Annotated in this window: 7 protein-coding genes and 1 pseudogene; 2 read left to right on the top strand and 6 right to left on the bottom strand. The window is 51.8% G+C overall.

The window, feature by feature from the left end:
* Positions 1 to 51: 51 nt before the first annotated feature.
* The 4 genes from K0F75_RS25250 to K0F75_RS25235 form a co-directional block, all read right to left on the bottom strand.
* Positions 52 to 543, bottom strand: coding sequence for a hypothetical protein (locus K0F75_RS25250; RefSeq protein ID WP_219064683.1), 492 nt, complete (start codon positions 541 to 543; stop codon positions 52 to 54).
* A 17-nt stretch (positions 544 to 560) separates the two neighbouring features.
* Positions 561 to 3,944, bottom strand: a complete 3,384-nt coding sequence (locus K0F75_RS25245) for a hypothetical protein (protein ID WP_219064682.1) — start codon at positions 3,942 to 3,944, stop codon at positions 561 to 563.
* Positions 3,941 to 5,386: a site-specific integrase gene (locus tag K0F75_RS25240; RefSeq protein WP_257604486.1), complete on the bottom strand. Its 1,446-nt coding sequence runs from the start codon at positions 5,384 to 5,386 to the stop codon at positions 3,941 to 3,943. The genes K0F75_RS25245 and K0F75_RS25240 overlap by 4 nt, the downstream gene beginning before the upstream one ends.
* 658 nt (positions 5,387 to 6,044) lie before the next feature.
* Positions 6,045 to 6,734 carry a TetR/AcrR family transcriptional regulator gene (locus tag K0F75_RS25235; RefSeq protein WP_219064681.1) on the bottom strand — a complete coding sequence of 230 codons (690 nt, stop codon included), beginning with the start codon at positions 6,732 to 6,734 and terminating at the stop codon, positions 6,045 to 6,047.
* 173 nt (positions 6,735 to 6,907) lie between these two features.
* Here K0F75_RS25235 and K0F75_RS25230 point away from each other — a divergent pair.
* Positions 6,908 to 7,407: pseudogene (locus K0F75_RS25230) on the top strand (IS3 family transposase); the annotation flags it as partial.
* 26 nt (positions 7,408 to 7,433) lie between these two features.
* Here K0F75_RS25230 and K0F75_RS25225 read toward each other — a convergent pair.
* On the bottom strand, positions 7,434 to 11,777 hold the full coding sequence (locus K0F75_RS25225) for an NACHT domain-containing NTPase (RefSeq protein WP_219064680.1): 4,344 nt from the start codon (positions 11,775 to 11,777) through the stop codon (positions 7,434 to 7,436).
* Positions 11,778 to 12,634: 857 nt separating this feature from the next.
* Between K0F75_RS25225 and K0F75_RS25220 the strand changes: the two genes are divergently transcribed.
* Positions 12,635 to 12,964, top strand: coding sequence for a hypothetical protein (locus tag K0F75_RS25220; RefSeq protein WP_219064679.1), 330 nt, complete (start codon positions 12,635 to 12,637; stop codon positions 12,962 to 12,964).
* A 513-nt stretch (positions 12,965 to 13,477) separates the two neighbouring features.
* On the opposite strand, the gene K0F75_RS25215 is transcribed toward K0F75_RS25220, so the two are convergent.
* Positions 13,478 to 13,685, bottom strand: a 208-nt coding sequence (locus K0F75_RS25215) for a hypothetical protein (protein ID WP_257604485.1), incomplete at its 5' end; no start/stop codon positions are given.

The following is a 13,685-nucleotide window of genomic DNA, read 5'->3' as shown; positions in this document are numbered from 1 at the left end:
TAAATCGGCGTTTTTTGAACCTCAAACAGCGAGGCCGTTAAAAACTGCTGCTTACTTCAGACCTTCCCTAAGTTTTGTAATACTTTCCTGTGCGCCGGCATCAACCAGCGCGTTAGAACTTGAGCCTGTCTTGATACCGCTCAGTCTATCTTTCAGCAGGTTTATCTGAGCATCAAGGCTTGCGATCTTAAGTAGGGCACCTTCAGAAATAATCTCAGGTTGTTCAAGCTTAACCCTGCTGTGATCAAACACCCCTTCTACAAGACGTCTGTAGCTTTCGTTGCGCAGCAGCGTCACATAGCTGAAGGCGCGGACGGCCTTGTTATAGAACGGGGAATTGGGGTCACCTGCCTTCGCAGCACGGATCTCGCTGACGACATTAGCCACTGCCCTACAGTAGTCGGTCAGGTTGCTGTACTTTGTGGCATCAACGACGCGCAACGTGTGCTCGATGATCTTTTCGATATGCGCAGATCGTTCGGCAACGTATCGATCAAACGTCGAAGGTTTCCTGGGACGGGGCACATTGGATTTATTTTTCATTTATCTGCCAACCAGCCTCAGGCGACCATCTGGATCAGTTTGGGAGCATCTTTAGCGACTGTCGCCAGCCGCTTGATCGCTTCGTGTTCTCCAGTGCTTGCTGCATAGAGCTCGAATACATCGATAGCTCCAGATTTCACCATGCTGGAAATCTGCAGGGCGACTTTCGATGCCAAGGGTAATGAGTTGTCTTCACCAATGCCCAGCAGGGCTGAAAGATTTCCTTCTCTCATGAGTAACGCGTGGCGCAGGTGGGAAAGGCGAATGTTTAAATCTTCGCTACTGGTGTCGGGAAAGTTCTGGACATCAATCAGCCGCTTAAGCAATCGCTCTTCACCGGGCAAATCCAGCTTGTTGTAGTGCACGACAATTTCCTCCTTGTTTTTCACCATTAGCTCTTGTTCCAGCCCGCTTTCGTACATCTGGACGAGCTGATGCTCAATTGCTTCCAGGAGACAAGCTTCCCGGGCGAAACGATCATTTTCCTGTTCCAGTTGTTCAAGCTCGGTTCGTGTTCGGGCTTCAGGTTTGCGGGTCAAGTATCTTTCAATGACTTTCAAGCTGCCCACCATTAGCTCTTTGTACTTGTCTTTTCTGGCTGAAACGGCGGGGAGGTGAGCGACTCCCCTGATGGCGTACGGACAAGCTGAGCAACAGTTGACCTCACCGAAAAGATCAATCACCTCCTTTGGACACGTGTTGTTGAACGGGCAAATGTGCGTGTGATTGAAAGCGAGCTCGCTAACTTCCTTAGCGATGATGCGATCCAGCCCTGTGTCCATCTCCCGCTTGGCGTTCGACAGACTCATCAAACGGTGCTTGGTGATTGCCGCTACCGGGTTTTGCGCAATGTCGTCGTGCAGCGTTCGATTGATCTTCGCAATCGCTTGCGCCAGTTCAGGAAAATCGCCCGCAGTGAGCTTGTCTTGGTTGCTCATAAGGGCACTGCAGAGCATTTGCTGGTGTGTCATACCTAAGTCATTTTCGTCGAACACCGAATAGTAAGAGACCAATGCCTCCGTCTGCCCGGTCAACCACTGGCCAACGATGCTGGGCGGAAGGAACTTGATAGCCTCTGAGACAAATCCCGCCCTTAAGCCGTGAGGGGTATAATCACTCGTCAGCATACTTGCAGTGACTGAAGTGAGTCCGGCAATCGAGTTGTCAGTGATGTAAACGGGTTCGTCCGGCTCGCCTGGCAGCGATTTTGTCCAGACAAGATCGGGCACATTTTGGTCACCCAGTTCAGACTTGATGAAGTACTGTAGGCACAGCAAGAGCAGACGATATGCGTCGTAATTGGCCCAACTGCTTGGAGTGAGTGGGAGTCTGAAGAGTGGGCTATATTGGCCAAATTTTGATCCTTTATTTAAATTGTACCAAATCTTTTGTTTATAATCGGATGAAGTGCAGCGGCGATACCACGCATACTGCCTGTCTAAAAGAGCTATTACCCTACTTGATACGATAGCAGTCCATTCGCCATGAGCCTTATCGCTACTAATCAATAGAGGCGCAAGTGGTCTGCGTACCGGGCGCTCCACGTAGTTACCGTAGCGATCTACGTCCAGCCAAAGAAGGTGCTGCTGTCGAATGCCGGTTTCGCACATAAGCTGAGTCACGCGAACGTCATTCATGATGATACGCGGCTCTACCTTGCCGTTAATCTCAATGTCCGAGATTCGGTAGAATCGCGGGATATATTTGAATGGCCGTGGTTTTCCCTCGTAGTAGAAAATGGGAGAATAATTCAACGCCGAAAAATCCAGGCAAGCGCAGTTCATACCTTCAATGCCCCACAGGCCAGCCCAGTCAGAGCTGTGACTGAGCTCACTTATATTGGGACACTTCAAGACTCCCGCAACAACTCCATTCGTGGTGCCGTCTGCCATATCGTTCAAGTGCATCGTCAGGTACTCCAGAGAATCCAGCATACTCACGAAGGTAGAAAAGTAGGGTCGTGGGATCGGTTTTTTAATGGTGCCCCAGCGTTTCTGTAGTTTCGGATAAGAATCCGGAGAAAAGCTGTTGCGTACCCGATCGCAGTTGGGGATTAGCTCTGACTGAGAGATGATATAGTCGAAAAACCCCTCAATAGGATAGATTCGTTGGTAATGCGTATCAGATGTCCATTGATTTAAGTCCACCAAAGTCTCAATCAGATGAAGTAACGTTTCGGGAGGCTCTTTTTCAAATACAGCTAGATCCTTTAATAAATCATGATCTGCGGTGATATACAGTGCACAAGTGAAATCATTGAACGTGGTGGGGTATTGTTCAAGATGTCCATCTCGATTCATGAAGAACTTATAAAGATATGGGCCGCAGTAGGCGATCAGAAAATAAAGAGATGATTTGTGGTTTTTGACGTTTTCAAGGCGCCTTGATCTCAGAAATGCTTGATAGGTAGAGGAAATCATTTTACAAAAGTTAATAACCTTATCCGGCAAAAGCGTTAATCCGCCTGGTAGTGCATCATCGCCATCGATCTTGAATGCTTTGTTCATGTCGCGTGCATCATTAAATATGTTCGCAAAGCTTGCGATGCTGTGAATGTCTCCCTCTAAGTATTCAAGAGTTTTGTCAGTCATCTTGTCGCGAGCCGTTGAGGATTTTTTACTCTTGAAAACTGGGTCGTTGAGTTTGCGGGCTTGCAAGAGTTGCGCACGGCTATCTTCAAGGATATTATGGACAGTATCCCGCATTAATGGATCGTTTGAAGTTTCTGCCACAAAGAGTGAGAAGTCATCAGTATAGTATCGTGCTAGTTCAGACTTATAGCCAAAGCTTCTAAGCTTCAGGTCGCGCACCGTTTCTGCATTAAAGTTTTGAGTGTTATATAGATTTGATGCTAGGAGTATCCTGAGCCAGTAGGTGGCCCTCAGGTCACGATTTTTCTCAGTCATAGCGCCGGTATATCCGAGCGACGATACCGGGTTAATAGCACGGACTTGTACAAGGAGAGGGCATGTTTCGGCCTGTTCCCGAATCATTTCATCTACAATCAAATCACAGTTGATCGGACTCGACCACCCAAGTGGCAGAATTATCTGTTTTTCTATCCAGAGACGCAGGAAAGCGATTTTCATTATGGAGCAGAGCTGGGGGATTCTTGCCTTCGGGAAGCTTGGAATAATCTCTTTTACAATAGCTTCCCTCTGATCATTTGCTGAAAAGCAACACGTCAGTAGCTTTTCTACTTGGAGTCTGTGCACTCCAAGGAAGGGCCGAGAGCCCAGGTCGTTGAGTGCAAGAAGGGCTTCCCGGTGCCGACCACCGCTAACGCTGTTATGAAGCCTCCAGAACCGGTGCCTGACATCGATCATAGCCAAGTCAAACGCAGGGCCGACTTTCTTCTTTGGAATGAGCCACATGGGGTCGGTGTGAGATGGATTGATCATGCGGCCTCCAAGGCGAGTTGTTGAAGTTGTTTGATTTCTTGTTGATGAAACGCGATGCGCGCTTCAAGAACAGATTTCGGCCCGCCTGTAAGGCGTGCAAGGTTTGCGGCTGCTAATGTTGCTTGGAGCAAATGAGCGTCTTGGCGGGCGTAACGTTTAGTGGTTTTACTGAGCTTGTGTCCCATCAGTTTCTGGACGGTGTCCAGGTCGAGTCCGTATCGTCGGTTACTATGAGGATTAGGATTGGGGCAATGGTTAGTCAGGTAATAACCGTACATATGCCGCAGACTATGGAACCCATAGGCTTTTCCTGTCACCCGCAATGCAGCTTTGCGAAAACGCTCATAGAGAGCCTGGTAGCTGTTATGCATGGGGTCGCCGTTTTTCAAATTTCTGACGAGAAAGTCATGCGTAACGGGGGCAAGATAGTGCTGTTTGCGCAGCCCAGTATTGTATTCCTCCAGTGCGATCCAAAACATGGACGCGAAGGGCTCTATCAAGAAAGTCTCAGGGTGGGCGCGGCCTTTATGCGGGAGTGAGTTGATTTCGCTCTCGGACAAGTATTTGATCAGCACGTTGCGTCGAGTGGCCGGATCAACGATCAGAACCCGGTTAAATTCTGACTCCACCTCAGGTTTGATATCCTTCCAAAGCATGGTGAGCGCTTCTGAAACACGCGCTCCGCAAGCAGCCAACAAGCTCCACAGCATTCTGTCCCGGCGGCACGTCGTGCTCTGGATAAGCTCCATGCACTTGTCGATTGGGAAGGCAAAGTCATCGCCACCGTACATATCCGTATGTGCCAGCGATGAAGGTTTGGAGATGGCAGAGAGCCCTTTGCGTTTTATCCGGCGTGCGCCGCCCGCCAGACACCCCGCCAACCAGCTGTTTGCTTTGATCGCCGCACGGACATTTTTTGGCGATTCGATACTGACGGTCTGGGCTAAGGAAAACCCTGATAACGACTTGGACGCGATGTACCCTTGAATTTCCAGCTCAATCAAACCCAGGCGCAAGCGTTCGCTGGCATCAATAAAATGATTGAGTGCTGCAAGTGCAACACCGACTGAACTTCCCGAAAGGTGTCGATCTCCCAGTACGTAGGCTGCTTTTTGAATCATTGGAATATCACTGTCGGTTCCGAACACCAGAAAGCTTTCGTAGCTATCAATGGTCTGCGCAAGAAGGATAGGAGTGAGCCCTTTCTCCTGATAGGTAATTTGTTGGAGAAGCTCTAGAAATACCTTGTTGTATTCAGAATAGATCTTCGTGGTTCGTTTAGATCTTTTTCTACTCAGCTGATGAGACCAGCTGTCAAAGAAATCGTCCTGTAACTGATCACTCGAAATAAGCCTGTAACTCTGCCGACCATTCCTCTCGGTGGGAATGAGTGTAATTGGCGGGGGCAGGCTCAGCGCCTTTTCAGGTGGATGAAGTTTCATATCTGGCTCCGGTACTGCAGGGATAGCCAAATAGTTACATGAGAGATTACAAACATGCAACTGCCCGTTGCTGCATGCTTTACTATGTATACTTGGTATACAAGTGTGTCAGGTATATATGCTTATCATTGATATATAACACTATATATCAATGATAATGTTCTTTCCAAGTGGTACCTTTGGGAAAAGGGGCGTGTTTTGGGGCAAAGGATGCCCATCTTGGAGGCTTGTCCCTCTGCGTTAGCGACGGGCTGAGCCGAGAGCCGCACTGGGAAGTGCTGTTCTGTTAGCCAGAGATCGATGTAAGGTCGGCGTGTCAAGGGGGTGTAAAATAAATAAATATTTGTGTTTGGAGGGACTGGGAATACACCTTTCGAAGGTGGTTGGCTGCATGCTTAGGAAGAAGTAGCCCGAGGAAATGTGGTTTTAAGGTGTAGTGGCCAACTCGTTCTGTAATGACACTGGGGAATCAGGGGGACTTGAATCATCCATGCCTCTGATGATTGATGCTGAAACCCTACTGTCTCTGCTGGCTGACGTCGACACTGCCAAGATCGACGTCGTCACGTCGTTGCGCTTATCGCGCCAACGAACAGCCCCGCGACGCGCAAACTGAGCAGTTCTTGAAGGGCTATCAAGCGGCATATCGCTTTTAACATCAGGCTGACGCGATACGTTCCAGCAGTTCTCTCAGTAACGCTGACTCTCCGAGGCTCAGTACATGCACCTCGCCGAGGCTTGCTTTAAGCCCGGATGCGAATGCAGGTGCTTTTCGAGCTTGACCCAATTCAGATATCTCAGGAAGCTCAGGTTGCAGGAGGGGGCTCACTGCCTTTAGAGCGAGCCAGCTGGTGTCAGTCGAGCGACTAGTTTTATGAAGGCAGGTGAAAATCATGCCGACACAGAAGGGATGAATAAACTCGATGGCTTGTTTTTCACCCACGCGCATGCGGCCAGACTTGGCAACCTGCTGTACCCGTTCTCTCAGATAATCAATCTGGAGTTTCCAAAGGCCGGATACTTCACCGTTGCGGGGCATGCTGGTACGCAGATAGAGCTCTGGATGTCTTATTCCAAAAGCTATTAGAGCTTCAATCGCATCATAGAGGCCGTGGACGGGGTTAGCGGTTTTACCTTGTGCCGTTCGAAACGCGGCCCAGAGGTGAGTCGCCACTGAGTCCAGTAGCTCATCCATGTTCCCCACATGGTGATAGATCTGAGGGGCTTGAACACCGGCGCTTTTTGCAACGGCACGTACAGTGGCTGCACCAATACCTTCTTCCGAAATGATTTTCGCCGTGGTAGCGATGATGTGAGCGCCGAGGGCTGAATGTGGAGGGGTAGTCATGATCGTAGGAATTCAGGGCTTTCTGGCATGCTGGGGCTACGTGTTCGGGCTGCTTGAGAGGGCGAGGATGATACGTGCCGAGCGCTGGGTCGGCAATTGGCGCTTCTGCGTCGATGTCCGCGACGTAAGCAGAGGTTGGCTGAGTGGGATCTATTCAGTCTTTTATCGCTGTACCCAATCAGGTGTGGTGCGGCGACATCACTTACATGTGGGCTCAGGGGAAGTGGCACTATCTGGCGGTCGTGCTGGATCTTTGCGCGCGCCGGGTGGTTGGCTGGGCGCTATCGGAAAAGCCGGACGCCGATCTGGTTATCAAGGCGCTGGATATGGCTTACGAGCAACGAGGAATGCCTCAGGGCCTGCTGTTTCACTCGGATTAAGGGTCGCCCAGTATGCGAGTCACTTATTTCGCCAGCGGCTGTGGCGTTATCGCATGCGCCAGAGCATGAGTCGCCGGGAAAATTGCTGGGACGCGCCGATGGAGCGCGTATTCCGCAGTTTGAAAACCGAATGGATACCGACTCTGGGTTACAGAACTGCCCAAGAAGCCCAGCGCGATATCAGCCACTTCTTGATACATCGGTACAACTGGGTTCGACCCCATCAATTCAACGGTGGGCTGGCGCCAGCTCGGGCCGAAGAAAAACTTAACGTCGTGTCCGGGATTAGTTGACCACTACAGTCAGCCACCGCATGTTCTCATTCATCATTGCTCTGGCTAGCCTCCGCCTGATTGGCTTGGATGGCTTTGGTCGCGGCCACTCCTCCTCGCTTGGTAAGGTCTATACCGATGACCTTGATGTCTTCAACGTTAGGAAACCTCGAAGCGATGGTCAGCCAGTGTTCTTGCAATGCGGTTACTAGATCATTAAACCCGACCCGACCTTTGCTGGGCGACTCCCACGTGGCCTGACCTCCATGGTTCACCAGCAAAAAGATGCCACAGCTTGAGCTTACGTCGCGTAAGTAATCCCCGCAGAGCTGGTTCTCAAGCCGTTCGAAATGCCCGGAGCCGCTCCAGTTCTGCGAAAGCTTTAGTTCGACAGGTACGGGCGCGTAGGACAGGCTGTTCTGGAATCGATAATCAGGGCGCTTGTCATCGGCGAGCTGCTCTTCCTGTGGAACAACGTAGTGTCCTGCAGCGTGATCTCTCAACCACTTACCGATGAACTTCCGAATGGAGGTTTCCTGATTGGTCTGGAGCAGAATCTCTGCATAGCTCGAATCGCCATCTTCTAAATCGTGCTTTAAGTCCAGAAGACGATCAATCGCCAGGTTCCAGAGTTCACGATGGGTGGACGGCGTGCTTTCCAGCGACTCATGAAACTCGACGACCTTCGATGGTTCCCAAGGCGGCGTCTGCGAGTCGGCTGTAGCTTTCTGCTGAGCGTAGAATGCGCTCCAGGGACGTAATCGCTCGGCAGGGTGGGCCTGTGCGATTTCCTGCAATGCTAGGAATGATTCTTTCCCAGGCGTCTCCCGGATAAAAGCTAAAAGCCCATCACGAGCATTTTGGGCATCGTCCCTAAGTCCGGGGGAATAGACCCCTTTTCCTGCGCGGTCAATGTCTTCTGCAATTCGTATGTAGGTGTGCATCAGCAGATACAGCGCTTTTGCATGCTCAACCGTTTTGTAATTCTGCCGACAGCGTCTGGCAGTGCGGCTTCCAACAATGGCAATCAGGCAAAGCATGGCAAATTTGGCTTTTTCCTCATCTGAGGATAACGAGTCGATGCGAGCTGCTAGTGCCGGGATAGCAAGCACCGGCTCCACTCCAACCCACACGGCGTACCAGGTCGGCGCAATCTCCGGATTTACCTCTTCTAAGGCACGCTTGCTGGCGAGCTCAGCCAGAACCTCATCATAGACAGACGAGTTCTGCACGATGCTCAGCACGAGCTGGAGCGACTCAAGGTCGCTGATGTGCTGTGCCAGCCGGGCCATGAGCGGAGCAGCTAGCTCCCCGTACATCCAGTCCCCGCCCCAGCGCAGTCTTTGTAGCACACGATTGCCGCCTGATTCCAAACGTGGCGAATCCAGCTCGTATTCGATTTCACGCGTTACGATTTCTTGGATAAGACGCGGGTACAGCCCGAAAAGTTTGGGAAGCCACTCCGGAAAGCCGTTCAGCTCAAGCAGCCCATAGCGAGCTGCGTACTCAGCGTTATCAGCGGACATCTGCGAGAAGCGGGATGGCTCCTCTTTTGCCTCAATAGCGAGCCCCGTCAACCCAAAAATCACATGATATGGGGTCGAATTGGCAGCAGCCCCCTCCGATGGCAGCGTTGGGCAATAGCCCCGCCAGAAATTAATAGCGCCGGCACGAAACGCTTGAGCAACAGGCATGCCGAACTCACTTATGAGCGACTGCCAATTACCGCTGCTCCAAGTATTTGAAGAGGATGAGCCCTCACGCATCTGTTCCATTAGATAAGCTTGGCTTTGAGTCATCACGCCTGGCTCGGGGTTGTTTATAAGTGCCACTTCATAGGCGAGCCCCTCCTGCCAAGAGCGACGACGCTCTGTCTCTTCAGCTTTTCGTTGGGCTGCTTCCCCTTTCCACTGAGCCTGCTTGATCTCCCACTCCTCGACTTCTCGCTTCGGTGGATTTAAAAGAATTTCGAGGTTCGCGCGAAGCTCGGCGTGGGACTCGGTGGCTTGCCTGAGCTGAATCTCCCAAGAAGGAGATTTGTCATGATTCGTGTAGATGTTGAAAGCCATGCTGAGCGCCATCAGGCGATCATGCGGATCCATGAGACTCACGATTTGGTCGCAGGCGAGGCTAAAATTTTCTTTATTCAACGACCAGAATGGTTGGAAACCCAGCAACTGCCAGACTTGAGTTACGGGTTCCCCGCGATGCACCCGGCCGTTACGGGCCAATGCGACGTCATACCAGAACAGTTGGTAATCGAGTTCCGGCCAAGTAGGCACGATCTCCCGGAGTTTTTCTCCGAGCTCACGAGTATCTCGCTCATCATAAATGCGCGCCTGGGCAAGCTTGCTCAGAATCGCGAGGGCCGACTCCTCGAGCGCAAACGGGTGTCGTGCCTGGAGCAAACGAAGCACTGCCATGCCAGCTATCTCAGCAAGCCAGCTATACCTCTTGGAGATAGCGCTGAAACCATGCTCTTCAGTTGGAGGCTTGTCTAAAAGCACACCGAGCCCGCAAATGAGGGCTGGCAGGTTTTCTAGCGGACAATCCATTGCCAGGGAGGAAAGCTTCATCGCCAAGGTGTCCCTACCGCTATAGCGCTCCTTCTTCGCAGTTCTCTCGATCGCCTGTAGTAGCCAAGGTAGCCATTGGCTATCGAGCGCAAGTCCGTCAAGCAGCTCAGCTAACCATTCCCGGTTAACCTTGGAGTCTCCTGCCAGCAAAGCTAGGCGCACATCGGCTAAGTCTTGGGCCGTCCCCAGGTCGATAACTGCTCGGATTGCTGCCAAACGAGTATGTTTATGCTGAGCAGTGAGGGCAAATTGCTTAGTCTCTGCAAGTGCACCCACCACCTCGCCCTGCCATACCATTCTTAAAAGGAACCAGGCGATGTCATCGTTGGTACGGTAAAGCGTCAGAAGTTCTTTGATATCTTCAGTGAGATCGTGGTGCGCGAATCGTTGTACGGCTGAATAGTCAGTCATCGTCCAGCTGTGAGCCGGCTGTGCCAAGTGCTCGCACGCTTTGCGTAGCACGCTTCGGCGTGTACTCAGGGGGAGCTGCCCAGGATCGCCGCCTTCAAAAAATACCTCCGGAGCAACCTCCTCCAGCCGTGTACAAATGCGATCATCCAACAGCGCCAGCCAGGGTAGAACTGGACGCATCGAAGGATTGATAACCTCCAGCCCATATTGTGTACGGAAGAACAAGTTCTCAATTTTAACCCGCGAACCCGCACCACGGATCAGTTCGTGGAGCCATTCTGCTGTTAGGTATTCTCGGACAGTGCGATGGTGGAAACGAACCGTTCCATAGATGCCCGGCTCGAAAATTGGTCGATTCAGCAAGGCTGCTGATTCTGTGTCATTCCAATCCGTCAGCACGTCGCGAATGGGAATCCCACTTTTATTGGTCTCACCATCAGGGACGCGGATCGCAGACGTTTGCCCTAATGTTGTTGCTGCTGCAATTAAGCGCACGCCTTCTCTGAGCCTATCTGGAGCAATGGGCCTAGATTCGGCGCGATCTTGGTCACGCTCTTCAAGGCGGCGATTAATGCTGCTTTTCATCAGCTCTAAGCGCGAGCCTATTCGATGGTGCTCGAGCCAAAAGTCGACGAGTTCCAGGAAGTCCAGAGGGCGCGTGGTTAGCGACCATGCTTCCTTGCGCTCAACTGCGGCGCGAAACGCTTTGATGTCTTGGACGCCAGTGGCATTTAAGAAGCGATCAATCTGCTCGTCATGGATGTCGTCCAATGTCACCAAGAGGAACGACGTATCTGGCTCCGTTTTGTATGGAACCGTTTGCACAACGTCTTCAAAACCATCAGTTGCTGTGGAAGGTGCTTGCCGAGCTACGGGCCCAAACGCAAAAGCCTTCTCACAGATCGCAAGATCCGTCTTTGCGCGCCATGCTGTGCTTCGTCCAGTGATGAGTATGTGCGCCTGGGCCACAATGTTTTGGGTCAAGCGGCCAAGTTTTCGGATTGCGCGCTCGAAATCTTTCGGATCATTTAACCGAGCCTCGTCGACTGAATCCATGAGCAGCCAGCCCTCGGTGCCTGAAGCGAGCCAGCTCTCGAACTCATCAAACGTCCCCACCTCGAAGGCGTCCTCCAAGTCTGAAGTGACGTTTTCAATACGAAGAAAGAATGAAGTTTTGCCTTGGCTCCGGAGCTGGCAAGCGACGTTTCGGATCTCAGCAGTTTTACCTGAACCCGCCTCGGACAGCAGTATCACCCGATGATGAGTGAGCAAATCAGGCCAGCGGAGCTCTCCGTGCCGGCTATGCCTACCGCTCAGGCCTACATCGTCAGACGCATCAGCATCGAGAGGGATTTTGGAGAAGGTGCGATCAAGGTCAATGAAGGCGTCCGAGTGCTTGGTCATAGCGAGTCTCAAAGCAGGTCAGGAGCAGTCCCGACGCGGGCTGCAGAAGCTCTGCCATCCTACTCGAAATGCCACCTCCACCGGTGCCCCTGGCCTCTGCACCGTAGACATCTCCAGCTCATTCGCCAAAGCAGCCGTTGCGGCTTGAATTTCATCCAGGGCGAAGTCAGGGTCACCGCCGGTATTGCCTAGCTCGGTCTTCGCTGCGGATAGCTCGACATAGACGCCATCTGGGGGAAGTGTGAGTAGCTCAGATGGCTCACCAGCTTGTAATGATAAGTGTTCACAAGGGCTGGCCAGCTTACCGAAACTCGGGGCAGTGTCAGACTGCCGACATTCCGGGTCTAATCATCACATTCAGGTAGGTAATCACATGATTTTATAGATGTCGCTGAGCGTGCATTCAGCTGCGCACTTGGGGGCGTTTGGGGGGCTTGCATGGAGGGCCCGGTTTTGCTAACGTCTAGCGGATTAGATGCGTACGGAATAGTGGTCTAGAACTCCTATTAATAGGGGGTACCTTAGATAAGAGTTCGAATCCCATCGCCTCCGCCATATTTGTACCGAAAAGGCCCCGTATTCCGGGGCCTTTTTGCGTTCAGCGTTTTCTGTTTTCCCGCGCGCGTTGCATTAGTGCTAACTCGCCCGTTGTCCCTGGGCTGTAGCGCAGTCGCCGATGAGATCGCTCGGAGTGCGCTCAACGTACGTGAAATTTCCGAGCAGGTGTCTGCAGTCAGTGGGGTGTCCCGTTCTCTTTGTCAATGTATCAACTCGTGAATTAGCTTGCCCTCAAACAGGCTGCTCACTGCCTGCCCAAACCGGCCTGGTTCCGGAAAGACATTACAAGGATTCACGTTATGGAGCTGTCACTGGAAACGGTTGCCCTTTTCTCCCTTAAGCTGGCTTATGAGAAGGAGGGCGACAGTCCTATTTTGCGTCAGGACACGATAATGGGTGGCTATCAGAAAGACGAGTTCGGCTTGCTTGTGCGTAAAGGTGATATCGAAGCTATCCAGCTTAAAATGGGCGAGTGTCTGAATTTGGCATTGAAAGCTTTGGGCGGCGCGGATACGCCGCTAGGGCGCGAGCTTCAAAAGCTGGCAGCATGTTTGAGTTGCGCCGAGACGATGGGCGCGCTTGATGCTTCGTTGGCCGCGCTCAAGGATTACTTAAAAGACGTTCAGTGATAAGCCGTTGTCCAGGGGGGGGGGCGTGTGGCGAGAGGAGGCGTCTTGGCTCTGGCCGAGCGATCTCTTTCGTTCTTTCGGCAGGGATTAAAGAAGGCTATTTGCCGGGGCGCAGGCCTATCATCTGCGGCGGGAGTCGACTAGTACTCTCTATATGCCTGCAGAGCGCGTTTTGGAGATCGCTCCGGAATCGCAGGAAGGCCTGGCCATGCAGCGCCGCCGCATCCTCCGGCAGTTCAATCACCGCGGTGTGTTGCCCTTCGGCATGCAGGCTGCCTTGATGTAGGTATGTGCTTCATTATGATGCTTGTCAGGAAAACACTGCTGGGTGTGCCCGGTGGCGTGGAGGGTCTTTTGACGGCGTCATTCTATATGTTGTATCTGTGCAGAAAAAATTTGGAATGAGGGTTGACCTCTGATTTTAATGCTGTACTATTCGCCTCCCGCTAACGAGAGACGTGAAGTTGATCGAAGCGCAAGTGGTTGAAGTTGCAAAGGAAACTTTGAAACTTGTTAAAATAACCGCTTGACAGCAACAGGGGCTGCTGTAGAATGCGCGCCTCGGCTGAGACGAAAGATCTCAACCACCCGCTCTTTAACAATTGAATCAAGCAATTCGTGTGGGTGCTTGTGTTGTAAGACTGAAGTCAGCTGATTATCAGCATCACAAGTTACTCCGCGAGAAATCAAAGATGTAACCAACGATTGCTGAGCTAAGTTT

Origin of the sequence: Pseudomonas sp. UMAB-08, from assembly GCF_900095225.1 — a bacterium.
Taxonomy (GTDB): domain Bacteria; phylum Pseudomonadota; class Gammaproteobacteria; order Pseudomonadales; family Pseudomonadaceae; genus Aquipseudomonas.
Note: the sequence above shows the minus strand (reverse complement) of the source record. Positions and strands in the feature narration are given on the sequence as shown.

Excerpts from the sequence above, each read along its gene's own strand:
- K0F75_RS25220 (WP_219064679.1), top strand. The coding sequence starts at position 12,635 with ATGGAGCTGTCACTGGAAACGGTTGCCCTTTTCTCCCTTAAGCTGGCT.
- K0F75_RS25225 (WP_219064680.1), bottom strand. The coding sequence starts at position 11,777 with ATGACCAAGCACTCGGACGCCTTCATTGACCTTGATCGCACCTTCTCC.
- K0F75_RS25235 (WP_219064681.1), bottom strand. The coding sequence starts at position 6,734 with ATGACTACCCCTCCACATTCAGCCCTCGGCGCTCACATCATCGCTACC.
- K0F75_RS25240 (WP_257604486.1), bottom strand. The coding sequence starts at position 5,386 with ATGAAACTTCATCCACCTGAAAAGGCGCTGAGCCTGCCCCCGCCAATT.
- K0F75_RS25250 (WP_219064683.1), bottom strand. The coding sequence starts at position 543 with ATGAAAAATAAATCCAATGTGCCCCGTCCCAGGAAACCTTCGACGTTT.
- K0F75_RS25245 (WP_219064682.1), bottom strand. The coding sequence starts at position 3,944 with ATGATCAATCCATCTCACACCGACCCCATGTGGCTCATTCCAAAGAAG.